This is a genomic window from Cupriavidus sp. FW306-01-F10A (assembly GCF_058782785.1).
Genome location: NZ_JBYSYA010000018.1, coordinates 101,637 through 123,343, shown reverse-complemented (window position 1 = coordinate 123,343; position 21,707 = coordinate 101,637). Strand labels below are relative to the sequence as shown.

Below are 21,707 nucleotides of genomic sequence, written 5' to 3'. Positions count from 1 at the left end.
GCCTGTGCCGCGGCGTACAGGCGCGGCGCCAGGCCCGCGCCGCGTCCGGCGGGCGCCACCGCCATGTCGTGCACGAACCAGGTGAGGGCGTCCGGCCCGGCGCCATGGCGCCAGCCATGGTCGAGCAGGCCGTCCAGCGGCGGCAGGGTGGCTTCGGGCCAGGCGTGGGTAAAGAGGTAGGCGGCGAGCGCGCCGGGATGTCCGGGATCGTCCGCGACCCAGCAGGTGGCGGGGGACAGCGCCAGCCGGCTTGCCAGCGCGGCCTGGCTCTCCAGCAGGACTTCGGTATAGCAGCTGGCTTGTACCGCCAGCACGGCCGGCAGGTCGGCTGTGACCATCGGCCGCACGGTGAAAATCGTCATCGGCCGATTATAGCCGGCGAGGTCCGTGCATCCATGCCCGCCATGGCGCGTTTGGCAAGGCCTGGCGGGGCCTTCAGGGTTCTCCCGGCTATGGTTTACGTGCCTGTGGTGCCCTGAGCAATGTCCTTACAATTTTCAAAAAACAACTAACGGAAACTGCCTCGCAAATCCTTTTTCCCCAGAACCAGCTTGCCGCCTCCTCAGGGGACCGGCCGGAGGAAATTGATGCCCGAAGTGCGCAATTTGTCGCGGCTTTGGCGAGGTAAAGCGAAGTTCGCGCCGCGCCCCCCACTGGGCGCCGTCCGGCGCTGGCTCCGGTCTTTCCTGTGCCTGTATGCCCTGGGGTGTGCCACGCTGGCGCTTGCGGTGCCAGCCATGCCGGCGCATGCGGGGACCCAGCAGCTCGCCCGCAGCATGTCGTTCCCCGACCGCCCGATGCGCCTGATCGTGCCATTCCCGGCCGGCGGCGTTGCCGATGCGGTGGCGCGCATGCTGGCCGAGCGCCTCTCCGTGCGGCTGGGCGTGCCGGTGGAGGTCGACAACCGGCCTGGCGCCGCCGGCACCATCGCCGGCGACGTGGTCGCCAAGGCCAGCTCCGATGGCCACACCCTGTTGTTGCACCAGGCCAATATGCTGATCCAGCCCGGACTGGAGCCGGTGCCGTACGACGTCGTGCGCGATTTCACGCCGGTTGCGCGCGTGGCCACCACGCCGCTGTTCCTGGTGATCGATGCCCGGCTGCCCATGCGCACGCCGGAGCAATGGATGACCGCGGTCAGGTCGAACCCGGGCTCCTACAGCTATGGCTACGGCCAGCCGGGCAGCCCCTCCCACCTGTACGCCGAGTACGCCGTGCGCGGCATCCGCAGCGGCGTGCCGCTGGTCACCGCCAAGGGTGAGGCCGCCGTGGTCCAGGAGATGCTGGCCGGCCGCGTCAGTGCCTGTTTCTGTTCGTTTGCCGCGGTCCAGGGCCAGGTCAGGAGCGGCGGGCTGCGCCTGCTCGGGGTGACGGGCGTGGCCCGCTCGCCGCTGGCGCCGCTGGTGCCGACGTTGCAGGAGTCGGGGCTGGAAGGCTATGCCGCGGCCGCCTGGTTTGGCGTGATGGCGCCGGCCAAGACCCCGCGCGCGATCGTCGCCAGGCTGGCGGTCGAGCTCGACGCGGTCATGTCCGAGCGCGAGGTGCGTTCGCGCCTGCAGGCGGCGGGGGTCACGCCGCTGCGCGATTCGCCGGAGGCGTTTGCCACCGCGATCCGCTCGGAATCTATCCAATGGCAGGTGATCCTGAAGGACGTCTCGCCGATACAGGAGCCTTGAGCAGCAAAGGGATGGGCAGGTTTGGGGGGCTAGGGCAAGTCTGGGAGGCTCCCCCGACGGGGGCATGTGGCGCGGGGCACACGGGCGCCAGCAGGGCTAGGTAGTACACCTTATAATGCGCGACTGTCCTGACCGGTGCCAACGTGACCGATTCTGCTCAAAACCTCGTCGAACTGACTGCGGTGGACTTCGCCTATGCGGACCACGGCAAGCCGATCCTGTCCGGCCTGACCATGCAATTCCCGCGTGGCAAGGTGATTGCGGTGATGGGCGGCTCGGGTTGCGGCAAGACCACGGTGCTGCGGCTGATCGGCGGCCAGGTCCGTCCGCAGGCAGGCACGGTCAGCTTTGCCGGCACCGATATCCACACGCTGGATACCCGCGGCCTGTACACGGTGCGCCGCCAGATGGGCATGCTGTTCCAGTTCGGCGCACTGTTTACCGATCTGTCGGTGTTCGACAATGTGGCGTTCCCGCTGCGCGAGCACACCGACCTGCCCGACTCGATGATCCGCGATCTGGTGCTGATGAAGCTCAACGCGGTCGGCCTGCGCGGCGCGCGCGACCTGATGCCGGCGCAGATCTCGGGCGGCATGGCGCGGCGCGTGGCGCTGGCGCGCGCGATTGCGCTGGACCCGGCGCTGCTGATGTATGACGAGCCCTTTGCCGGGCTGGACCCGATCTCGCTCGGACTGACCGCGCGCCTGATCCGCAGCCTGAACGACGCGCTGGGCGCCACCACGATCATCGTCTCGCACGACGTGCACGAGACCTTCCAGATCGCCGACTACGTCTATTTCATTGCCGACGGCCGCATCGTCGCGCAGGGCGAGCCCGAGGCGCTGCGTGCCTCCACCGACCCGTTCGTGCACCAGTTCGTCCATGCCGAGGCCGACGGCCCGGTGCCGTTCCACTACGCCGGACCTTCGCTGGCCGAGGATTTCGCCGGAGGAGCGCGGTGACGGACTTCTTTACCACCATCGGCGCGGCCGTGCGCCGCAGCGTGTCGGGGCTGGGCCGCGCCACGCGCATGTTCCTGACGCTGCTGGGCCTGTCGCCGACGCTGCTGCGCCGCTTCCGCCTGGTGACCGACCAGGTCTTCTTTGTCGGCAACCTGTCGCTGGTGATCATCGCGGTGTCGGGCCTGTTCGTCGGCTTCGTGCTTGGCCTGCAGGGCTACTACACGCTGAACCGCTACGGGTCCGAGCAGGCGCTTGGGCTGCTGGTGGCGTTGTCGCTGGTGCGCGAGCTGGGCCCGGTGGTGACCGCGCTGCTGTTCGCCGGCCGCGCCGGCACCTCGCTGACTGCCGAGATCGGCCTGATGAAGGCGGGCGAGCAGCTGACGGCCATGGAAATGATGGCGGTGAACCCGCTGCAGCGCGTGATCGCGCCGCGCTTCTGGGCAGGCGTGATCGCCATGCCGGTGCTGGCGGCGATCTTCAGCGCGGTCGGCATCCTGGGCGGCTACGTGGTGGGCGTGCAGTTGATCGGCGTTGACGCCGGCGCCTTCTGGTCGCAGATGCAGGGCGGCGTCGATGTGCGCGCCGACGTGCTCAATGGCGTGATCAAGAGCTTTATCTTTGGCATTGCCGTGACGTTTATTGCCCTGTACCAGGGCTTCGAGGCCAAGCCCACGCCGGAAGGCGTCTCGCGCGCGACCACCCGCACCGTGGTGATTGCGTCGCTGGCCGTGCTGGGGCTGGATTTCCTGCTGACCGCGCTAATGTTCAGCAACTGACGCGGGCCATACCAACGACAAGACAGCGACAAGAACACTACGGGGTTGAAGAAAGAGATTCCAATGAAAAAGAACGCACTCGATTTCTGGGTGGGGCTGTTCGTGGCGGCGGGGTTCGTCGCCGTGCTGTTCCTGGCCCTCAAGGCGGGGAACATGAGCGCCTTTTCCTTCCAGGACACCTACAGCGTGCAGGCGCGCTTTGACAACATCGGCGGGCTCAAGCCGCGCGCGCCGGTCAAGAGCGCGGGCGTGGTGGTCGGCCGCGTGGCGGCGATCCGCTTCGACGACAAGACCTACCAGGCCACCGTCGAGATGAGCCTGGAGAAGCGCTACCAGTTCCCCAAGGACACCTCGGCCAAGATCCTGACATCCGGATTGCTCGGCGAGCAGTACATCGGCCTTGAAGCCGGCGGCGACGCCGCCATGCTGGCCGAAGGCGCGCGCATCACCATGACGCAGTCGGCCGTGGTGCTGGAAAACCTGATCGGACAGTTCCTGTACAACAAGGCGGCAGATGCCGGCGGCGGTGCGCCGGCCGGTGCCAGCGCGCCGGCGCCGGCAGGGGACCTCAAATGAGCGTTGCGCCATCGTTCTGCAAGGGCCTGGCCGCAGTCGCTGCCGCGGCCGTGCTCGCCGGTTGCGCCACGGGCCCCACCGCCAATCCGAAAGACCCGCTTGAGCCGTTCAATCGCGAAATCTCGAAGATCAACGAAGACTTCGACAAGGGCATCCTGCGCCCGGTGGCCCAGGTCTATGCCGACTACATGCCCACGCCGGTGCAGCGCGCGGTGGAGAACTTCTTCTCCAACGTGAGCGATGTCTACTCGGCGGCGAACAACCTGCTGCAGGGCAAGCCCACCCGCGCCGCCGAGGACACCATGCGGGTGGCCATGAACACCGTGCTGGGGATCGGCGGCCTGATCGACATCGCCACCCCGGCCGGCCTGCCCAAGTACAAGGAAGACTTCGGCCAGACGCTGGGCGTGTGGGGCGTGCCGCCCGGGCCGTACCTGGTGCTGCCGCTGTTCGGGCCGAGCACCGTGCGCGACACCGGCGGCATGCTGGTGGACCGCAGTTTCGACCCGTCGGCCTATCTCTATCCGGTATCGCTGCGCAATTCGCTGACCGGCGTGCGCATCGTTGCCGGCCGGGCGCAGCTGCTCGGCGCCAGCAACCTGCTGGAGCAGGCGGCGCTGGACAAGTACTCGTTCCTGCGCGATTCCTACCTGCAGCGGCGCCAGTACCTGGTCTACGACGGCAACCCGCCTGACGGCGACGAAGATGCAGACAGCGCCCCGGAGACCCCGGCGGCGCGCCCTGAAGCCCCTGCCGGGACCGAAGGTGAAACGCCCGCGACGCCCGCCACGCCGGCTGCGCCGTCGCAGCCTGCAGCACAGGCGCCCGCCGCGCCGCCGGCCGACGCCTCGGCCCCGGCCGCCACCCCGGCGCAGCCTGCGCAGACGCCCTCGGGCGACCTGCAGCCTGAGAGCCAGAGCTTGCCGATACCGCCCATGGATCCGATGCAGCGGATCATGCCGGGGGTGCGTATCCGCTGACCCTGCGCGGCGCGGGCGGCTCCAGGGTCCGCGCCAGGCTGTGAATGCCCTGTGAGGGCTGAAACAATTTGTTTGTAAGTAGCGGGAAAGGCGCTTGCTGGTGCAACCACCGCCCCGCGCTTATGTTCCAATCTCCGCAAGGCCGCGCGCCAGCCTGGCGCCTGGCCAGTTCGCCCTCGGCGAAGAACGTCTTTGATAAAGAAGGAAAATCCATGATAAAGCGACTGTTGGTCCCCTTCCTTACGGTAGTTGCCTTCGCAGGCACGGCGCATGCCCAGGTGGCGGCCCAGGACGCGGCCACCCCGGATGGGCTGGTCAAGGCCGTGGTCAACGACGTGATGACCACCGTCAGGGCCGACAAGGACATGCAGGCCGGCAATATCGCCAAGATCACCGCGCTGGTCGAACAGAAGATCATCCCCAACGCCAACTTCCAGAAGACCACGCAGATCGCCATGGGCCGCAACTGGTCCAAGGCCACGCCCGAGCAGCAGAAGCAGATCACCGAGGAATTCAAGACCCTGCTGATCCGCACCTATGCCGGCGCCATTGCCCAGATCCGCGACCAGACCGTGCAGTACCGCCCGTACCGCGGCACGGCTGACGATACCGATGCCACCATCCGCACCCAGGTCGTCAACAAGGGCGAGCCGATCCAGATGGACTACCGCCTGGAAAAGACCGCCCAGGGCTGGAAGGTCTATGACATCAACGTGCTGGGCGCCTGGCTGACCGAAGCCTACAAGGGCAGCTTCAATACCATCGTCGGCCAGCAGGGCGTCGAGGGCGTGATCAAAACGCTGCAGGACCGCAACCGCCAGCTGGCCAGCGCCAAGAGCTGAGGCGCCTGCCCAACGGTGCGCCGCTGCAATGCAGCACGGCGCACCGATCTGCTCTACAATGGCCGCTCGCGGCACAGACTCCCGCCCGACGTGCGGGAGTCGTCGTTTTTGCCACTGTATTCAAGCTACCGATCCCCAGGCCACGCATCCATGCTCTCGCTAGGTACCTCGCTGACCAACCAGAACGCCGCCGCCGTGCTGCGTGACGGGCTGGCGCGCCTGGCGCAGGGCGAGGTGCAGGTCGACTGCACCGGCCTGGCGCAGGTGGATTCCTCCGCGGTCGCCGTGCTGCTGGCATGGAACCGCGCCGCCGCCGCGCGCAACCAGGCGCTGTCGCTGCGCGGCGTGCCGCCGCAGCTGTCGCAACTGGCCAGCCTGTACGGCGTGGACGGTCTGCTGGGCCTGGCCCCCGCGGCCGCAGCGCAGGGGCACCACCACCGACATTGATCCGGCATCGCCGGTCGCCAGCACGGCGGCCGCCCGCGATGCCGCGGCGACGGCCCTGCGCGGTCGCCGAGCCCTTGGGGGCGGATCAAGCGGGACCATCCCCGCATCCCCTATAATTCCGGGTTGTTCGCCCATCCCCCCGCCTGCTACCGGTTCATGCCATGCCGGGCCAGGAAGTCCGGGCACGCAGTTGCTCCCCAATTCCCGGCGGCCGGCCCCAAAAATGCCGAACCCGCCACAAACAATCGGCCATGAAAGCCATTGAAATCCACGACGTTCGCAAGCGCTACCGCAACCTGCAGGCGCTCAAGGGCGTCAGCTTCACCGTCGAACGCGGCGAATTCTTCGGCCTGCTCGGGCCCAACGGCGCCGGCAAGACCACGCTGATCTCGATCCTCGCCGGCCTGAACCGCGCCGATTCCGGCCGCGTCAGTGTGCTTGGCCACGATGTCGTTGCCGACTACCGGATGGCCCGGCGTATGCTGGGCGTGGTGCCGCAGGAGCTGGTGTTCGATCCGTTCTTCACGGTGCGCGAGACGCTGCGGCTGCAGTCGGGCTACTTTGGCCTGACCCGCAACGACGACTGGATCGACGAGATCATGGCCAACCTGGACCTGACCGGGAAAGCCGACGCCAATATGCGCCAGCTCTCGGGCGGCATGAAGCGGCGCGTGCTGGTGGCGCAGGCGCTGGTGCACCGCCCGCCGGTGATCGTGCTGGACGAGCCCACTGCCGGTGTGGACGTGGAACTGCGCCAGACGCTGTGGAAATTCATCTCGCGCCTGAACCGGGAAGGGCACACCATCATCCTGACCACGCACTACCTGGAAGAGGCCGAGGCCCTGTGCGACCGCATTGCCATGCTCAAGTTCGGCGAGGTGGTGACGCTGGACCGCACCAGCAACCTGCTGACGCAGTTTGCCGGCCTGCAGCTGGTGCTGACCTTTGCGCGCGGCGTCCTGCCGCCGGCGCTGGAGCCGCTGCGCATGCCGGCCAACCCCGGCGAGCGCGCGGTGCGCCTGCGATTGTCGGGCTACCAGGCGGTTGAACCGATCCTGGCCGCCTGCCGCGAAGCGGGCTGTGACATCGAAAACATGGAAATCAACAAGGCCGACCTCGAGGACGTATTTGTGCAGATCATGCGCCGCGAGGGGCATATGCCCGGTGCGCTGCCCGATCCGGCGATGGAGGCCGTGGCATGAAGCAGCCTGGCGATATCGAGGTCCTGGACGACACCGGCCTCGGGCCGATGGCCGTGGGCGGCCTGGTGGGTTTCCGCACCCTGCTGTACAAGGAAGTGCTGCGTTTCTGGAAGGTGAGCTTCCAGACCGTGGCCGCGCCGGTGCTGACCGCGGTGCTGTACCTGCTGATCTTCGGCCATGTGCTGGAAGACCGGGTCAAGGTCTATGACCAGATCAGCTACACCGCCTTCCTGGTGCCCGGCCTGGTGATGATGAGCGTGCTGCAGAACGCGTTTGCCAACAGCTCGTCATCGCTGATCCAGTCCAAGATCACCGGCAACCTGGTGTTCGTGCTGCTGCCGCCCTTGTCGCACTGGGAAATGTTCGGCGCCTATGTGGTGGCCTCGGTGATCCGCGGGCTGACCGTGGGCCTGGGCGTGCTGCTGGTGACGGCGTGGTTTGCCAACCTGCATTTTGCCAATGTGGGCTGGATCCTCGTCTTTGCGCTGCTGGGTGCGGGCATCCTAGGCACGCTGGGCCTGATCGCCGGCATCTGGGCCGAGAAATTCGACCAGTTGGCCGCGTTCCAGAACTTCCTGATCATGCCGGCAACTTTCCTGTCCGGCGTGTTCTATTCGATCCATTCGCTGCCCGCCTTCTGGCAGGCGGTGTCCCATGCCAATCCGTTCTTCTACATGATCGATGGCTTCCGCTATGGCTTCTTCGGCGTCTCGGACGTGTCGCCGCTGTTCAGCCTGGCGGTGGTCGGATCGGCGTTCGTGGTGCTGGCCGCGCTGGCGCTGCGCTTGCTGAAGTCCGGATACAAGCTGCGCCACTGAACTGTGGCCGGCCATACTGAATCACGCTGAAGAGAACCCCATGCTGCCTACACCGGAACAAGTCAGGGATTACATTGCCCAAGGACTGCCCTGCGAACATCTGCAAGTCGAGGGCGATGGCCAGCACTTCTTTGCCACCATCGTCAGCGCCGAATTTGAAGGCAAGCGGCTGATCCAGCGCCACCAGCGCGTCTATGCCGCGCTGGGCGACCGCATGCGTGCCGAGATCCACGCGCTGTCGATGAAGACGCTGACGCCTGCCGAGTGGCAGGCGGGCGAAGGCAAGTAAGCCCCGCCAATATGCGCCGCGCCACCCGCGCGGCCCCAGAACCATGACGCCGGGCGCGTGCCCGGCTCCAGACGACAGAACATGGACAAATTCCAGATCCACGGCAATGGCCCGCTGAAGGGCGAAATCCGCGTGTCGGGCGCCAAGAACGCAGCCCTGCCGATCCTGTGCGCGGGCCTGCTGACGGCGGATACCGTTTCGCTGGACAACGTGCCTAACCTGCAGGACGTGCGCACCACCCTCAAGCTGCTGCGCCAGATGGGCATGCAGGCCGAGCTGGATGGCGCCCGCGTGACCCTGAACGGCGCCGACGTCAACGTGCTCGAGGCCCCGTACGAGCTGGTCAAGACCATGCGCGCCTCGATCCTGGTGCTGGGCCCGCTGGTGGCCCGCTTCGGCGAGGCCCGCGTGTCGCTGCCCGGCGGCTGCGGCATCGGCGCGCGCCCGGTCGACCAGCACATCAAGGGCCTGCAGGCGATGGGCGCCGAGATCACCATCGAACACGGCTTTATCCATGCGCGGGCCAAGCGCCTGAAGGGCGCGCGCGTGGTCACCGACATGATCACCGTGACCGGCACCGAGAACCTGCTGATGGCCGCCACGCTGGCCGAAGGCGAGACCGTGCTGGAAAACGCCGCGCGCGAGCCCGAGGTGACCGACCTGGCCCAACTGCTGGTCAAGATGGGCGCGAAGATCGAAGGCATCGGCACCGACCGTCTGGTAGTGCAGGGCGTGGAGCGCCTGCATGGCGCCAGCCACAGCGTGATCGCCGACCGCATCGAGGCCGGTACCTTCCTGTGCGCCGCCGCCGCGACGCTGGGCGACCTGGTGCTGCGCGGCGTGCAGCCGGACATCCTCGACACCGTGCTCGACAAGCTGCGCGAAGCCGGCGCAAAGCTCGAGACCGGCGCCGACTGGATCCGCCTGGCCATGCCCCAACGCGCGAAGGCCGTGAGTTTCCGCACCTCGGAATACCCGGCCTTCCCGACCGACATGCAGGCCCAGTTCATGGCGCTCAATGCCGTGGCCGAAGGCACCGCGCGCGTGACCGAGACCATCTTCGAAAACCGCTTCATGCACGTGCAGGAACTGAACCGCCTGGGCGCCGACATCGCGGTCGAAGGCAATACCGCGGTGGTCAACGGCGTGCCGCGCCTGTCGGGCGCCAACGTGATGGCGACCGACCTGCGCGCCTCGGCCAGCCTGGTGATCGCCGGCCTGGTGGCCGATGGCGAGACCGTGATCGACCGCATCTACCACCTGGACCGCGGCTACGACCGCATGGAAGACAAGCTGTCGGCAGTGGGCGCGAAGATCCGCCGCATTGCCTGAGGAAGTCCGATGAGCCCCACTTTCAACGCATCGCCCAACCAGCTGACGCTGGCGCTGTCCAAGGGCCGCATCTTCACCGAGACGCTGCCGCTCTTGGAAGCCGCCGGCATCCGCGTCACCGAGGACCCCGAGACCTCGCGCAAGCTGATCCTGCCGACCTCCGATCCGGCCGTGCGCGTGGTGATCGTGCGCGCCTCGGACGTGCCGACCTACGTCCAGTATGGCGCCGCCGATTTCGGCGTGGCCGGCAAGGACGTGCTGATGGAAAGCGGCATGGCCGGCCTGTACGCGCCGATCGACCTGAACATCGCGCGCTGCCGCATGTCGGTGGCGGTGCCGGCCGGGTTTGACTATGCCAACGCGGTGCGCCAGGGCGCGCGCCTGGCCGTGGCCACCAAGTATGTGCAGACCGCGCGCGAGCATTTTGCGAAAAAGGGCGTTCACGTCGACCTGATCAAGCTGTACGGTTCGATGGAGCTGGGCCCGCTGGTGGGCCTGTCCGACGCCATCGTCGACCTGGTCAGCACTGGCAGCACGCTGCGCGCCAACAACCTGGTTGAAGTCGAAGAGATCGTGCAGATCTCGTCGCGGCTGGTGGTGAACCAGGCCGCGCTCAAACTCAAGCGCGAGCGGCTTGCGCCGATTCTCGACGCATTCGAACGGGCTTCGGCGGCGCTGGCGTAAGGCCACACCAGGCCCGCGCCGACTGAGAGGAAAGTAGTCATGAACGCAACCGAAATGGAAAACCTGCCGATCCGCCGGCTCGATTCCAGCAAGCCTGGCTTTGCCGAGGCGCTGCGCCAGGTGCTGGCCTTCGAGGCTGGCGAGGACGAGGCCATCGATCGCGCCGCGGCGCAGATCCTGGCTGACGTGAAGGCGCGCGGGGATGCCGCGGTGCTGGAATACACCAAGCGCTTCGACCGCGTGGAAGCGTCGTCGATGGGCGCGCTGGAGGTGTCGCAGCAGCAGCTCGAAGCCGCGCTCGAAGACCTCGAGCCCAAGCGCCGCGCCGCGCTGGAGGCCGCCGCCGCGCGCGTGCGCGCCTACCACGAGAAGCAGAAGATCGAATGCGGCAGCCACAGCTGGGAATACACCGAGGCCGACGGCACCATGCTCGGCCAGAAGGTGACGCCGCTGGACCGCGTCGGCATCTATGTGCCGGGCGGCAAGGCCGCGTATCCGTCGTCGGTGCTGATGAACGCAATCCCGGCGCGCGTGGCGGGCGTGAAGGAAATCATCATGGTCGTGCCCACGCCGGGCGGCGTGCGCAATGAGCTGGTGCTGGCCGCCGCGCAGATCGCCGGCGTGGACCGCGTGTTCACCATCGGCGGTGCCCAGGCGATTGGCGCGCTGGCCTACGGCACGGCGACGCTGCCGCAGGTCGACAAGATCGTCGGCCCGGGCAATGCCTATGTGGCCGCGGCCAAGCGGCGCGTATTCGGCACCGTCGGCATCGACATGATTGCCGGCCCGTCCGAGATCCTGGTGATCTGCGACGGCACCACCGACCCCGACTGGGTGGCGATGGACCTGTTCTCGCAGGCCGAGCACGACGAACTGGCGCAGTCGATCCTGCTGTGCCCGGACGCCGGCTATATCGCCCGCGTCGAAGCCAGCATCCAGCGCCAGCTCGGCACCATGCCGCGGCGCGAGGTGATTGCCGCCTCGATCTCCGGCCGTGGCGCGCTGATCAAGGTTCGCGACATGGAAGAGGCCTGCGAGATCGCCAACGCGATCGCGCCCGAGCACCTGGAGATCTCCGCCGAGAACCCGCGCCAGTGGAGCGAGAAGATCCGCCACGCCGGCGCCATCTTCCTGGGCCCCTATACCAGCGAGTCGCTCGGCGATTACTGCGCAGGCCCGAACCACGTGCTGCCGACCTCGCGCACCGCGCGCTTCTCTTCGCCGCTGGGCGTCTATGACTTCCAGAAGCGTTCGAGCCTGATCGAAGTGAGCGAGGGCGGGGCGCAGATGCTCGGCCAGATCGCCGCCGAGCTGGCCTATGGCGAAGGCCTGCAGGCCCACGCCCGCAGCGCGGAATATCGGTTCACCAAACGCAGTTGATCTACTGACCCACGCTGCCTGATAACGCAGCCAACTTTGGAGTTCCCATGTCAGCCGTAGAGCCCTCCCTGATCGAACGCATCATCCGTGACGACGTGCGCGCCATGGGCGCCTACCACGTGCCGGATTCGCACGGTCTGGTCAAGCTCGACGCGATGGAGAACCCGTACCGGCTGCCTCCCGATCTGCGCCGCGAACTGGCCGAGCGCCTGGGCGAGGTCGCGCTGAACCGCTACCCCGTGCCCAGCAGCGAAGCGCTGCGCGCCAAGCTGAAGACTGTGATGCAGGTGCCCGCCGGCATGGACGTGCTGCTTGGCAACGGCTCCGACGAGATCATCAGCATGCTGGCGCTGGCCGCGGCCAGGCCCGGCGCCAAGGTGATGGCGCCGGTGCCGGGCTTCGTCATGTACGCAATGTCGGCGCAGTTCGCCGGCCTGCAGTTCGTCGGCGTGCCGCTGCGCGCGGACTTCACGCTCGACCGCGCCGCCATGCTGGCGGCGATGGCCGAGCACCAGCCCGCCATCATCTACCTGGCGTACCCGAACAACCCCACCGGCAACCTGTTCGATGCCGCCGACATGGAGGGCATCGTCCGCGCCGCCCAGGGCGAGGTCTGCAACAGCCTGGTGGTGGTCGACGAGGCCTACCAGCCGTTCGCGCAGCACAGCTGGATGCCGCGCCTGACGGAATTCGGCAACCTGCTGGTGATGCGCACCGTGTCCAAGCTGGGCCTGGCCGGCATCCGCCTGGGCTACTTGGCCGGCGCGCCCGAATGGCTGTCGCAGCTGGACAAGGTGCGCCCGCCGTACAACGTCAACGTGCTGACCGAAGCCGCCGCGCTGTTCGCGCTGGAGCACGTGTCGGTGCTGGACGAACAGGCCGCCCAGCTGCGCGACGAACGCACCTGCGTGGCCGAAGGCATGGCCGCGCATGCGGGCGTGACGGTGTTCCCCAGCGCCGCCAATTTCCTGCTCGCGCGCGTGCCGGATGCCGCACAGACGTTCGACCGGCTGCTGGCCCGCAAGGTATTGATCAAGAACGTGAGTAAAATGCACCCGTTGCTGGCCAATTGTCTGCGCGTCACGGTCAGCACCCCCGAAGAAAACGCGCAGTTCCTTGAGGCATTCGCAGCGTCGCTGCAGGATTAACACCATGCGTGTTGCAGAGGTCACCCGCAATACTTCGGAAACGCAAATTCGCGTTTCCCTGAATCTCGACGGCAGCGGCCGCCAGAAACTGGCGTCCGGCGTGCCGTTCCTTGACCACATGCTGGACCAGATCGCCCGGCATGGCATGTTCGACCTGGAGGTCGAAGCCACCGGCGACACGCATATCGACGACCACCATACGGTGGAAGACGTGGGCATCACGCTCGGCCAGGCGGTGGCAAAGGCCATCGGCGACAAGAAAGGCATCACCCGCTACGGCCACAGCTACGTGCCGCTGGACGAATGCCTGTCGCGCGTGGTGATCGATTTCTCCGGCCGCCCCGGCCTGGAATTCCACGTGCCGTTCACGCGTGCGCGCGTGGGCAGCTTCGACGTGGACCTGACCATCGAATTCTTCCGCGGCTTCGTCAACCATGCGGGCGTGACCCTGCATATCGACAACCTGCGCGGCATCAATGCCCACCATCAGTGCGAAACCGTGTTCAAGGCCTTTGGCCGGGCACTGCGCATGGCGGTGGAGCTGGACCCGCGCGCGGCGAACACGATCCCGTCGACCAAGGGTACGCTCTGACCTTTCCACCACGGTAGGCGTGCCGGCTGGTTGCGGCGCCCGCTGACCTTCCAAGCCTGAACCTGGCCAGCGATGCTGGCGACCCGCAACCGATGGATACGCTCAAGTCGTTTATTTCGCTGCTGGCGCTGATCAACCCGATCGGGGCGATCCCGTTCTTCATCAGCCTGACCAGCCTGCAGACGGAAGCGGAAAAGCTGCGTACCATCAAGATCGCATCGGTTTCGGTGGCGATCGTGGTGGCGGTGTCGGCCTTGCTGGGGCAGCAGATCATCGAGTTCTTCAATATCTCGGTGGCGTCGCTGCAGGTGGGTGGCGGGCTCATCATGATCATGATGGCCATGAACATGCTGAACGCGCAGACCAGCCGCACCAAGGCCACGCCGGAAGAAGAGGACGAGGCCGAGGTAAAGTCCAGCATCGCGGTGGTGCCGCTGGCGCTGCCGCTGCTGACCGGGCCGGGCTCGATCAGCACGGTGATCGTCTATGCCGGCAAGACCCAGCACTGGTACCAGTTGCTGATCCTGGTCGGCCTTGGCGTGGTGATCGGTGCGGTGGTGTACCTGGTGTTCCGCGCGGCCGACCCGATCGCCCGGGTCATCGGCCGCACCGGCATCAATATCGGCACGCGCCTGATGGGGCTGATCCTGTCGGCGCTGGCCGTGGAATTCATTGTGGACGGGCTGAAGACATTGTTGCCTGTTTTGAAATCATGACTACCATAGCAATTGTGGATTACGGCATGGGCAACCTGCGCTCGGTGGCGCAGGCGCTGCGTGCCGCGGCGCCGGAAGCGGACGTGCGTGTGGTGGATGCCCCCGAAGGCATCCGCTCGGCCGACCGCGTGGTGCTGCCCGGCCAGGGCGCGATGCCCGACTGCATGTCGGCGCTGGGCGCGTCCGGGCTGCAGGAGGCGGTGGTGCAGGCCGCCGCCAGCAAGCCGATGCTGGGTGTGTGCGTGGGCGAGCAGATGCTGTTCGAGTTCAGCACCGAAAGCCGGGCCGGCGCGGACCGTACGCCGGCGCTGGGCCTGATGCCCGGCCAGGTGGTGCGCTTTGCGCTGGACGGCATGACGCAGCCCGACGGCTCGCGCTACAAGGTGCCGCAGATGGGTTGGAACCGGGTGCGCCAGGCCAGGCCTCACCCGCTGTGGGACGGTATCCCGGACGACAGCTGGTTCTATTTCGTCCACAGTTACTATGTGCAGGCGCAGGACCCGGCCCATGTTGCCGGTGAAACGGAATACGGAGTCGTATTTACCAGCGCGGTAGCGCGCGATAATATTTTCGCGACGCAGTTCCACCCCGAGAAGAGCGCGGCCCTGGGCCTGCAGCTGTACCGGAACTTCGTCCACTGGAATCCCTGACCCGATTCGTTTTTTTACCGATCATCGACCGCTAACTCGACCCGTCACCCGACCTGTTTCCGATCGACTATCGACCCGACCTGACCGGCAGCGCCGGTCTCGCTCAATCTCTATCACTCAACCACGCTCGTCACGCATATGTTGCTCATTCCGGCCATCGACCTGAAGGACGGTCAGTGTGTACGCCTCAAACAAGGCGACATGGACCAGGCCACCGTCTTTTCCGAAGATCCCGCCGCCATGGCACGCCACTGGGTGGAGCAGGGCGCCCGCCGCCTGCACCTGGTGGACCTGAATGGCGCGTTCGTGGGCAAGCCCCGCAACGAGGAGGCCATCAAGGCCATCATCGCCGAGGTCGGCGACGAGATCCCGGTGCAGCTGGGGGGCGGCATCCGCGACCTGAACACCATCGAACGCTGGCTGGATGACGGGCTGTCGTACGTCATCATCGGCACCGCCGCGGTGAAAAACCCCGGCTTCCTGAAGGACGCCTGCTCGGCCTTCGGCGGCCATATCATCGTCGGCCTGGATGCCAAGGACGGCAAGGTGGCGACCGACGGCTGGAGCAAGCTGACCGGCCACGAGGTGGCGGACCTGGCACGCAAGTATGAAGACTACGGCGTCGAGGCGATCATCTACACCGATATTGGCCGCGACGGCATGCTGCAGGGGATCAATATCGATGCCACCGTCAAGCTGGCGCAATCGATGTCGATCCCGGTGATCGCCAGCGGCGGGCTGTCCAACCTGGCCGACATCGACAACCTCTGCGCGGTCGAGGGCGAAGGTGTCGAAGGCGTCATTTGCGGCCGCGCGATCTACTCCGGGGATCTCAACTTTGCCGCCGCGCAGGCGCTGGCGGACAAGCTGCGCGACGGGCAATAAGGCAACGCGCCGCGGGCGCAGCCGCCGCCAGACTGGAGCTGGCGGCGGACAAGGAATCTCATGCTAGCCAAACGTATCATCCCCTGCCTGGACGTGACCAACGGGCGGGTGGTCAAGGGCGTCAACTTTGTCGAGCTGCGCGACGCGGGCGATCCCGTGGAAATCGCGCGCCGCTATGATGAGCAGGGCGCCGATGAAATCACATTCCTGGACATCACCGCGACCAGCGACGGGCGTGACCTGATGCTGCACATCATCGAGGCTGTGGCTTCGCAGGTCTTTATCCCGCTGACGGTGGGCGGCGGCGTGCGCACGGTCGAAGACGTGCGGCGCCTGCTCAATGCCGGCGCGGACAAGATCAGCGTCAACTCGTCGGCCATCGCCAATCCGCAACTGGTCTCGGACGCCACCGCCAGGTACGGCTCGCAGTGCATCGTGGTGGCGATCGACGCCAAGCGCAGCTCCGCCCCGGGCGAAGCGCCGCGCTGGGAAGTCTTCACCCATGGCGGGCGCAAGGCCACCGGGCTGGACGCGGTCGAATGGGCGCGAGAGATGGCCGCGCGCGGCGCCGGCGAGATCCTGCTGACCAGCATGGACCGCGACGGCACCAAGAGCGGTTTCGACCTGGAACTGACCCGCGCCGTCAGCGACGCGGTACCTGTGCCGGTGATCGCCTCGGGCGGCGTCGGCGGCCTGCAGGACCTGGCCGACGGCATCACCCAGGGCCGCGCCGACGCGGTGCTGGCCGCCAGCATCTTCCACTACGGGCAACACACCGTGGGCGAAGCCAAGGCATTCATGGCCCGCGAGGGCATTCCCGTGCGGATCTGATCATGGCAAAGAAGTGGCTCAACAAGGTCAAATGGGACGATAACGGCCTGGTGCCGGTGATCGTGCAGGAAGTCGGCTCGAACGACGTGCTGATGTTCGCGTTCATGAACCGCGACGCGCTGCAGCGCACCGTGGAGCTGGGCGAGGCCGTGTTCTGGTCGCGCTCGCGCAAGCGCCTGTGGCACAAGGGCGAAGAGTCCGGCCACGTGCAGAAGGTGCATGAGATCCGCCTGGACTGCGATGAAGACGTGGTCCTGCTAAAGGTGACCCAGATCGACAATATCGCCTGCCATACCGGGCGCCATTCCTGCTTCTTCCAGAAGTTCGAGGGTGATGTGGAGGCCGGCGACTGGCAGACGGTCGAGCCGGTGCTGAAGGACCCTGCCCAGATCTACACCAAGCCATGAGCGACACCCAACTCAGCAGCAACGATGTCCTGGCGCGCCTGGCCGAAGTGCTGGAATCGCGCAAGCCCGCCAACGGCGGCGACCCTGACAAGTCCTATGTGGCGCGCCTGTTCAGCAAGGGCGACGACGCCATCCTGAAGAAGATCGGCGAGGAAGCCACCGAGACCGTGATGGCCGCCAAGGACGCGCGCGCCGCCGGGCAGACTGGCGCCGAGGCCGGCAAGGTGGTCTACGAAGTGGCCGACCTGTGGTTCCATTGCATGGTATTGCTGGCCAACTTCGGCCTGACCCCTGCGGATGTGGTCAACGAGCTCGCGCGGCGCGAAGGGCTGTCCGGCCTCGAGGAAAAGGCCCGGCGCAAGGACTAGGTGGCCCGCGCAGGCTGGTCTTCCGCCTGCCCAAGGCAGGCTCTTAATAAAAGGGCGATTATGGCGAACGACTACACCGGGCAAGTCACCACCCCCAGCGGCGAACAGTTGAGCAGCCTGCGCAAGCTGCTGCACATCCTGTATGCCCTGTATGCGATCTTCTGGCTGACCGGCGGCATCACCGCGCTGATTGCAATCGTGATCAACTACGTCAAGCGCGACGACGCTCGCGGCTCGCTGTATGCCTCGCACTTCGCCTGGCAGATCCGTTCGTTCTGGTGGTCAGTAGTGTGGGGCGTGCTTGGCGGGGTGCTGTTCGCGACAGTCGTGCTGATGCCGCTGGCCTTTGCCGTCTGGGGCGTGCTGTCGCTGTGGATGCTGTATCGTATCGTCAAGGGCTGGCTGTACCTGAATGACAGCAAGCCGATGTACCCGGATCAGCAGTTCTGATGCCGGGCAGGCCGGGGCGCACGAAGCTGACAGCGGGTGCCGCGGCCGTCGCAATGAAATCTTCATGAACGCTCAGGATAATTGCATCTTCTGCAAGATCGTGGCCGGCCAGCTACCGTCGCGCAAGGTCTACGAAGACGACGACATGGTGGCCTTCCACGATATCCATCCCAAGGCCCCGGTACACTTTCTGGTCGTTCCCAGGTTGCATGTCGACTCGCTGGCCGATTGCGGCGCCGGCGAAGGGGCGGTGCTTGCTAGAATGATGCTGAAGGTGCCTGAACTGGCGCGCGCGGCAGGTTGTGCCAACGGTTTCCGGACGGTGATCAATACCGGCCCGGACGGTGGGCAAGAGGTCTACCACCTGCACCTGCATGTGCTGGGTGGGCCGCGCCACGAGTGGAAAGGACCGCTGCCCTGACCGGGCAGCCTTGGCATGGGAGCGCCCGCGGCGTTAACGCCTCGGGGCAGAAGCTGCGCCGGCAACCGTCGCCCGGCGCGGCCATAACGGGACGGAACAACGGGTCCGGGCATATCTGATTACGCCCGCGGCTTCATCAGGAGCAAGAAATGGGTTCGTTTAGCATTTGGCACTGGCTGATCGTGCTGGTGATCGTCATGCTCGTGTTCGGCACCAAGAAACTGCGCAATATCGGCCAGGACCTGGGCGGCGCGGTCAAGGGCTTCAAGGATGGCATGAAGGACGGCGAGGGCAAGGCTGCCGCCGATCCCGCCCAGTCCAAGGAACTGCGCGACTCCACCACCATCGACGTCGAAGCCAAGGAAAAGACCCGCCAGCAGTAATCCGGCGGTGTGTCATCCCTTCGACGCAAACCTCGCTGCCTGCGTGTCGTCCCGCGCCTGCGCTTTTCCGCATGTTGTCCGCATGATGTGTCCGCATGATTGATCTCGGCATTTCCAAGCTGGCGCTGATCGGCGCCGTGGCACTGATCGTGATTGGTCCCGAACGGCTGCCCAAGGTTGCGCGCACTGTGGGCGCGCTGGTCGGCCGGGCGCAGCGCTACATCAACGACGTCAAGGCCGAAGTCAGCCGCGAGGTTGAACTGGAAGAACTGCGCAAGATGCGCACGGAATTCGAGGACGCCGCGCGCGATGTCGAGCGCACCATTCACAAGGAAGTCAGCGAGCAGACCCAGGCGCTGAACGAAGCCCTGGGCGGTGCCGAGGGAACCAGCGGCGGCAGTAGCGCCGACGCCGGTGGCGGCTTCGTGCCAAGCTGGGATGCGGCCCACAAGGCGCACAACGGGCGCAAGAGCTGGCGCGTCAAGCAGGGCGCCCGCCCGCTCTGGTTCAAGCGCCAGCACAATGTCCGCGTCTGGGTGCAGTCGGGCGCGGCGCGCGTCAAGCGCCACCGGCCGGTCACCCGGCCATCCCGATCCTTCTTCGAGTGAGCATGCGCCGCGGCAACACCTTGCCGGCCGTCGTTCCGGCCGCTGCCGTCGTGGCCGCAGTCCTGGTTGCATTCGCGCGCCGCCGCGTTGCGGCCCCATCGATCCACCTTGCCAGCCCCCGCGGCTGAGCGGTTCACGCCATGAGCGACACCCGGTCCCCAGATCCCCAAGACCCGCAAGACGAGTCGCAGCAGGAAACCTTTATTTCCCACCTGGTCGAACTGCGCCAACGCCTGGTCAAGGCGGTGGCCGGCATCATCCTGGTCTTCGTCAGCCTGGTCTACTGGGCCCCGGTGATTTTCAACCTGTTTGCCGCGCCGCTGATGGAGTCGCTGCCCAAGGGCGGCAAGATGATCGTGACCGATGTCACCGGCTCGTTCTTCGTGCCGATGAAAGTCACCTTGCTGGTGGCCTTCCTGATCGCGCTGCCGTGGGTGCTGTACCAGGTCTGGCAGTTTGTCGCGCCCGGCCTGTACCAGCATGAGAAGCGCCTGATCCTGCCGCTGGTATCGAGCAGCTATTTCCTGTTCCTGTGCGGCGTGGCGTTCGCGTATTTCCTGGTGTTCCCCACGGTGTTCCATTTCATGGCGCACTACAACGCCCCGCTGGGGGCGGAGATGTCGACTGACATCGACAAATACCTCAGCTTTGCCATGACCACTTTCCTGGCCTTCGGCATCACCTTCGAGGTGCCGGTGGTGGTGATCGTGCTGGTGCGCTTTGGCGTGGTGGAGCTGGAAAAGCTCAAGCAGATCCGCCCCTATGTGATCGTGGGGGCCTTCATCATCGCGGCCATCGTGACCCCTCCCGATGTGCTGTCGCAGCTGCTGCTGGCCGTGCCGCTGGTGGCGCTTTATGAACTGGGACTGCTGCTGGCGCGTTTTGTCGGCCGTCCGTCCCCTGAAGCGGCTGCTTCAGGGGAAACGCAGCCCGACTAATTCGGCTGAGGTAGGCCTTTCAGGCCTGCCTAGCCCCGTTTTGCACCAAAACGGGGATTTCCCCATCCATTCCTGTTGCTCCCCCACAACAAAAACCGCCAGTAAGCATGGTTTACGCCGAAAAAGCCTTCTGACGGCCGGGGGGGCTGGCACATAATACGCAGCAGACGTGAATGTAAATGCGTCGCCCAAGTACTTGGGCAACCAAGATTTCCCAATCAGTTGACAAGGAAAGTGTCGATATGAAGATGAAACTGTTTGCTGCTGCCGTCGCCGCTCTGGCCGCTGGTGGCGCGTATGCCCAATCGAGCGTGACCCTGTACGGCGTGGCTGACGTCGGCCTCGAGTACGTCAACAACGCCAACGCCGCTGGCGACGACCTGTTCCGCATGTCGTCGGGTAACCAGTCCGGTTCGCGCTGGGGCCTGCGTGGCGTGGAAGACCTGGGCGGCGGCCTGAAGGGCGTGTTCGTGCTGGAAAGCGGTTTCGACCTGGACAACGGCACGTCGGCTCAAGGTGGTCGTCTGTTCGGTCGTCAAGCCTACGTCGGTCTGCAAAGCCAATTCGGCTCGCTGCTGCTGGGCCGTCAGCAAACGTCGTTCTATGACTTCGGTCTGCAGTTCGACCCGATGGCCATTTCGTCGCGCTACGGCATCCTGTCGCAAGACGCTCAATTCGCTGCGCGCGCTGATAACACCGTCAAGTACATCGGCAAGTTCGGTGGCCTGACCGCTTCGGCCTTCTACAGCTTCAACAACAACGGCCAGGAAGTCGCCGGCGCATTCCGCCGCGGCCAACAGTACGGCGCCCTGGTGAGCTACGCAGCTGGCCCGTTCGCAGTTGGTGCTGCTTATGACGAAATCCACGGCACCGTGTCGGCTGGTGGCGTTGACCAAAGCGGCCAGCGCACTCGCCGCGCTACCGTTGGCGCCAACTACGCCTTCGGTCCGGCCAAGGTCTATGCCGGCTATCGCTGGGCCAAGGCCTTCGACGGCGCTGCGCTGCCTGGCGGCACGACGGTTGACAACGGTATCCTGACCACGTCGACGGCTTCGAACCTGTACTGGCTGGGTCTGGGTTACCAGCTGACCCCGGCGTTCTCGCTGTCGGGCGCTGCTTACTACCAAGACTTCCGCAAGAGCGAAGCGGATCCGTGGCAGTTCGTGATCACGGCCGACTACGCGCTGTCGAAGCGTACCGACGTGTACACCTCGCTGTCGTACACCCTGAACGACAAGGGCTCGGCCCTGGGCGTGAACGGTTTCAACACCGCCACCACCACCAACGTTCAGGCGAACAAGGATCAGTTCGGTGCTGTGGTTGGTCTGCGCCACAAGTTCTAATCT

At 66.0% G+C, this 21,707-nt stretch carries 28 protein-coding genes; 27 read left to right on the top strand and 1 reads right to left on the bottom strand.

Going from position 1 to position 21,707, the window contains the following annotated elements; translation table 11 throughout:
* On the bottom strand, window positions 1–362 hold a 362-nt coding region (locus tag AC3WLF_RS23270; RefSeq protein WP_492358894.1), incomplete at its 3' end, for a GNAT family N-acetyltransferase.
* A gap of 225 nt (window positions 363–587) precedes the next feature.
* Here AC3WLF_RS23270 and AC3WLF_RS23265 point away from each other — a divergent pair.
* From AC3WLF_RS23265 to AC3WLF_RS23135, 27 genes are all read left to right on the top strand, one after another.
* A complete protein-coding gene (locus AC3WLF_RS23265) occupies window positions 588–1,676 on the top strand; it encodes a Bug family tripartite tricarboxylate transporter substrate binding protein (protein ID WP_492320417.1) in 1,089 nt (362 codons plus the stop codon).
* Between the two features lie 143 nt (window positions 1,677–1,819).
* Window positions 1,820–2,638, top strand: a complete 819-nt coding sequence (locus AC3WLF_RS23260; protein WP_492320416.1) for an ABC transporter ATP-binding protein — start codon at window positions 1,820–1,822, stop codon at window positions 2,636–2,638.
* The gene (gene mlaE, locus AC3WLF_RS23255; RefSeq protein ID WP_492320415.1) at window positions 2,635–3,414 is read left to right on the top strand and encodes a lipid asymmetry maintenance ABC transporter permease subunit MlaE; all 780 of its coding nucleotides are present in this window, start codon (window positions 2,635–2,637) and stop codon (window positions 3,412–3,414) included. Before AC3WLF_RS23260 ends, mlaE begins: the two co-directional genes overlap by 4 nt.
* Window positions 3,415–3,477: 63 nt before the next feature.
* Complete coding sequence (gene mlaD, locus AC3WLF_RS23250; protein WP_492320414.1) at window positions 3,478–3,990, top strand: outer membrane lipid asymmetry maintenance protein MlaD; 513 nt, start codon at window positions 3,478–3,480, stop codon at window positions 3,988–3,990.
* On the top strand, window positions 3,987–4,970 hold the full coding sequence (locus AC3WLF_RS23245) for an MlaA family lipoprotein (RefSeq protein ID WP_492320413.1): 984 nt from the start codon (window positions 3,987–3,989) through the stop codon (window positions 4,968–4,970). The genes mlaD and AC3WLF_RS23245 overlap by 4 nt, the downstream gene beginning before the upstream one ends.
* Window positions 4,971–5,182: 212 nt before the next feature.
* Window positions 5,183–5,812: an MlaC/ttg2D family ABC transporter substrate-binding protein gene (locus tag AC3WLF_RS23240; protein WP_492320412.1), complete on the top strand. Its 630-nt coding sequence runs from the start codon at window positions 5,183–5,185 to the stop codon at window positions 5,810–5,812.
* Window positions 5,813–5,926: 114 nt separating this feature from the next.
* Window positions 5,927–6,259, top strand: coding sequence for an STAS domain-containing protein (locus AC3WLF_RS23235; RefSeq protein ID WP_492293462.1), 333 nt, complete (start codon window positions 5,927–5,929; stop codon window positions 6,257–6,259).
* Window positions 6,260–6,510: 251 nt separating this feature from the next.
* A complete protein-coding gene (locus tag AC3WLF_RS23230; protein WP_010812337.1) occupies window positions 6,511–7,461 on the top strand; it encodes an ABC transporter ATP-binding protein in 951 nt (316 codons plus the stop codon).
* Complete coding sequence (locus AC3WLF_RS23225) at window positions 7,458–8,279, top strand: ABC transporter permease (protein WP_010812336.1); 822 nt, start codon at window positions 7,458–7,460, stop codon at window positions 8,277–8,279. Before AC3WLF_RS23230 ends, AC3WLF_RS23225 begins: the two co-directional genes overlap by 4 nt.
* A 40-nt stretch (window positions 8,280–8,319) precedes the next feature.
* Entirely contained in the window at window positions 8,320–8,568 is a 249-nt protein-coding gene (locus AC3WLF_RS23220) for a BolA family protein (RefSeq protein WP_010812335.1), read from the top strand.
* A gap of 81 nt (window positions 8,569–8,649) precedes the next feature.
* Window positions 8,650–9,900 (top strand): UDP-N-acetylglucosamine 1-carboxyvinyltransferase, encoded by a 1,251-nt coding sequence (gene murA, locus AC3WLF_RS23215; protein WP_011616142.1) that lies wholly within the window; start codon window positions 8,650–8,652, stop codon window positions 9,898–9,900.
* Between the two features lie 9 nt (window positions 9,901–9,909).
* The gene (gene hisG / locus AC3WLF_RS23210; RefSeq protein WP_010812333.1) at window positions 9,910–10,584 is read left to right on the top strand and encodes an ATP phosphoribosyltransferase; all 675 of its coding nucleotides are present in this window, start codon (window positions 9,910–9,912) and stop codon (window positions 10,582–10,584) included.
* Between the two features lie 39 nt (window positions 10,585–10,623).
* On the top strand, window positions 10,624–11,964 hold the full coding sequence (hisD, locus tag AC3WLF_RS23205; protein ID WP_035826019.1) for a histidinol dehydrogenase: 1,341 nt from the start codon (window positions 10,624–10,626) through the stop codon (window positions 11,962–11,964).
* A 47-nt stretch (window positions 11,965–12,011) separates the two neighbouring features.
* Window positions 12,012–13,112 carry a histidinol-phosphate transaminase gene (gene hisC, locus AC3WLF_RS23200; RefSeq protein ID WP_492320411.1) on the top strand — a complete coding sequence of 367 codons (1,101 nt, stop codon included), beginning with the start codon at window positions 12,012–12,014 and terminating at the stop codon, window positions 13,110–13,112.
* A gap of 4 nt (window positions 13,113–13,116) precedes the next feature.
* Complete coding sequence (gene hisB / locus AC3WLF_RS23195; RefSeq protein ID WP_013958203.1) at window positions 13,117–13,704, top strand: imidazoleglycerol-phosphate dehydratase HisB; 588 nt, start codon at window positions 13,117–13,119, stop codon at window positions 13,702–13,704.
* A gap of 92 nt (window positions 13,705–13,796) precedes the next feature.
* The gene (locus AC3WLF_RS23190) at window positions 13,797–14,420 is read left to right on the top strand and encodes a YchE family NAAT transporter (protein WP_010812329.1); all 624 of its coding nucleotides are present in this window, start codon (window positions 13,797–13,799) and stop codon (window positions 14,418–14,420) included.
* Window positions 14,417–15,070 carry an imidazole glycerol phosphate synthase subunit HisH gene (gene hisH, locus AC3WLF_RS23185; protein WP_035813874.1) on the top strand — a complete coding sequence of 218 codons (654 nt, stop codon included), beginning with the start codon at window positions 14,417–14,419 and terminating at the stop codon, window positions 15,068–15,070. Before AC3WLF_RS23190 ends, hisH begins: the two co-directional genes overlap by 4 nt.
* Before the next feature lie 138 nt (window positions 15,071–15,208).
* Window positions 15,209–15,955, top strand: coding sequence for a 1-(5-phosphoribosyl)-5-[(5-phosphoribosylamino)methylideneamino]imidazole-4-carboxamide isomerase (hisA, locus tag AC3WLF_RS23180; RefSeq protein ID WP_427311601.1), 747 nt, complete (start codon window positions 15,209–15,211; stop codon window positions 15,953–15,955).
* A gap of 60 nt (window positions 15,956–16,015) precedes the next feature.
* On the top strand, window positions 16,016–16,786 hold the full coding sequence (gene hisF / locus AC3WLF_RS23175; protein WP_492320410.1) for an imidazole glycerol phosphate synthase subunit HisF: 771 nt from the start codon (window positions 16,016–16,018) through the stop codon (window positions 16,784–16,786).
* Window positions 16,787–16,788: 2 nt separating this feature from the next.
* A complete protein-coding gene (gene hisI / locus AC3WLF_RS23170) occupies window positions 16,789–17,193 on the top strand; it encodes a phosphoribosyl-AMP cyclohydrolase (protein WP_010812325.1) in 405 nt (134 codons plus the stop codon).
* On the top strand, window positions 17,190–17,561 hold the full coding sequence (locus AC3WLF_RS23165) for a phosphoribosyl-ATP diphosphatase (RefSeq protein ID WP_492352798.1): 372 nt from the start codon (window positions 17,190–17,192) through the stop codon (window positions 17,559–17,561). Before hisI ends, AC3WLF_RS23165 begins: the two co-directional genes overlap by 4 nt.
* Window positions 17,562–17,621: 60 nt before the next feature.
* Window positions 17,622–18,011 (top strand): DUF4870 family protein, encoded by a 390-nt coding sequence (locus tag AC3WLF_RS23160; protein WP_492320409.1) that lies wholly within the window; start codon window positions 17,622–17,624, stop codon window positions 18,009–18,011.
* Between the two features lie 64 nt (window positions 18,012–18,075).
* On the top strand, window positions 18,076–18,432 hold the full coding sequence (locus AC3WLF_RS23155) for a histidine triad nucleotide-binding protein (protein ID WP_492320408.1): 357 nt from the start codon (window positions 18,076–18,078) through the stop codon (window positions 18,430–18,432).
* A gap of 149 nt (window positions 18,433–18,581) precedes the next feature.
* Window positions 18,582–18,815, top strand: coding sequence for a Sec-independent protein translocase subunit TatA (gene tatA / locus AC3WLF_RS23150; protein WP_010812321.1), 234 nt, complete (start codon window positions 18,582–18,584; stop codon window positions 18,813–18,815).
* A 95-nt stretch (window positions 18,816–18,910) separates the two neighbouring features.
* Entirely contained in the window at window positions 18,911–19,423 is a 513-nt protein-coding gene (tatB, locus tag AC3WLF_RS23145; RefSeq protein WP_492320407.1) for a Sec-independent protein translocase protein TatB, read from the top strand.
* A gap of 140 nt (window positions 19,424–19,563) precedes the next feature.
* On the top strand, window positions 19,564–20,361 hold the full coding sequence (tatC, locus tag AC3WLF_RS23140; protein ID WP_035826013.1) for a twin-arginine translocase subunit TatC: 798 nt from the start codon (window positions 19,564–19,566) through the stop codon (window positions 20,359–20,361).
* Window positions 20,362–20,603: 242 nt separating this feature from the next.
* The gene (locus AC3WLF_RS23135) at window positions 20,604–21,704 is read left to right on the top strand and encodes a porin (RefSeq protein ID WP_492320406.1); all 1,101 of its coding nucleotides are present in this window, start codon (window positions 20,604–20,606) and stop codon (window positions 21,702–21,704) included.
* Window positions 21,705–21,707: the final 3 nt, after the last annotated feature.

What these genes read in the sequence shown, in the direction of transcription:
- AC3WLF_RS23265 (WP_492320417.1), top strand. Translation starts at nt 588, where the DNA reads ATGCCCGAAGTGCGCAATTTGTCGCGGCTTTGGCGAGGTAAAGCGAAG.
- mlaD (WP_492320414.1), top strand. Translation starts at nt 3,478, where the DNA reads ATGAAAAAGAACGCACTCGATTTCTGGGTGGGGCTGTTCGTGGCGGCG.
- AC3WLF_RS23245 (WP_492320413.1), top strand. Translation starts at nt 3,987, where the DNA reads ATGAGCGTTGCGCCATCGTTCTGCAAGGGCCTGGCCGCAGTCGCTGCC.
- AC3WLF_RS23240 (WP_492320412.1), top strand. Translation starts at nt 5,183, where the DNA reads ATGATAAAGCGACTGTTGGTCCCCTTCCTTACGGTAGTTGCCTTCGCA.
- AC3WLF_RS23230 (WP_010812337.1), top strand. Translation starts at nt 6,511, where the DNA reads ATGAAAGCCATTGAAATCCACGACGTTCGCAAGCGCTACCGCAACCTG.
- AC3WLF_RS23225 (WP_010812336.1), top strand. Translation starts at nt 7,458, where the DNA reads ATGAAGCAGCCTGGCGATATCGAGGTCCTGGACGACACCGGCCTCGGG.
- AC3WLF_RS23220 (WP_010812335.1), top strand. Translation starts at nt 8,320, where the DNA reads ATGCTGCCTACACCGGAACAAGTCAGGGATTACATTGCCCAAGGACTG.
- murA (WP_011616142.1), top strand. Translation starts at nt 8,650, where the DNA reads ATGGACAAATTCCAGATCCACGGCAATGGCCCGCTGAAGGGCGAAATC.
- hisG (WP_010812333.1), top strand. Translation starts at nt 9,910, where the DNA reads ATGAGCCCCACTTTCAACGCATCGCCCAACCAGCTGACGCTGGCGCTG.
- hisD (WP_035826019.1), top strand. Translation starts at nt 10,624, where the DNA reads ATGAACGCAACCGAAATGGAAAACCTGCCGATCCGCCGGCTCGATTCC.
- hisC (WP_492320411.1), top strand. Translation starts at nt 12,012, where the DNA reads ATGTCAGCCGTAGAGCCCTCCCTGATCGAACGCATCATCCGTGACGAC.
- hisB (WP_013958203.1), top strand. Translation starts at nt 13,117, where the DNA reads ATGCGTGTTGCAGAGGTCACCCGCAATACTTCGGAAACGCAAATTCGC.
- AC3WLF_RS23190 (WP_010812329.1), top strand. Translation starts at nt 13,797, where the DNA reads ATGGATACGCTCAAGTCGTTTATTTCGCTGCTGGCGCTGATCAACCCG.
- hisH (WP_035813874.1), top strand. Translation starts at nt 14,417, where the DNA reads ATGACTACCATAGCAATTGTGGATTACGGCATGGGCAACCTGCGCTCG.
- hisA (WP_427311601.1), top strand. Translation starts at nt 15,209, where the DNA reads ATGTTGCTCATTCCGGCCATCGACCTGAAGGACGGTCAGTGTGTACGC.
- hisF (WP_492320410.1), top strand. Translation starts at nt 16,016, where the DNA reads ATGCTAGCCAAACGTATCATCCCCTGCCTGGACGTGACCAACGGGCGG.
- hisI (WP_010812325.1), top strand. Translation starts at nt 16,789, where the DNA reads ATGGCAAAGAAGTGGCTCAACAAGGTCAAATGGGACGATAACGGCCTG.
- AC3WLF_RS23165 (WP_492352798.1), top strand. Translation starts at nt 17,190, where the DNA reads ATGAGCGACACCCAACTCAGCAGCAACGATGTCCTGGCGCGCCTGGCC.
- AC3WLF_RS23160 (WP_492320409.1), top strand. Translation starts at nt 17,622, where the DNA reads ATGGCGAACGACTACACCGGGCAAGTCACCACCCCCAGCGGCGAACAG.
- AC3WLF_RS23155 (WP_492320408.1), top strand. Translation starts at nt 18,076, where the DNA reads ATGAACGCTCAGGATAATTGCATCTTCTGCAAGATCGTGGCCGGCCAG.
- tatA (WP_010812321.1), top strand. Translation starts at nt 18,582, where the DNA reads ATGGGTTCGTTTAGCATTTGGCACTGGCTGATCGTGCTGGTGATCGTC.
- tatB (WP_492320407.1), top strand. Translation starts at nt 18,911, where the DNA reads ATGATTGATCTCGGCATTTCCAAGCTGGCGCTGATCGGCGCCGTGGCA.
- tatC (WP_035826013.1), top strand. Translation starts at nt 19,564, where the DNA reads ATGAGCGACACCCGGTCCCCAGATCCCCAAGACCCGCAAGACGAGTCG.
- AC3WLF_RS23135 (WP_492320406.1), top strand. Translation starts at nt 20,604, where the DNA reads ATGAAGATGAAACTGTTTGCTGCTGCCGTCGCCGCTCTGGCCGCTGGT.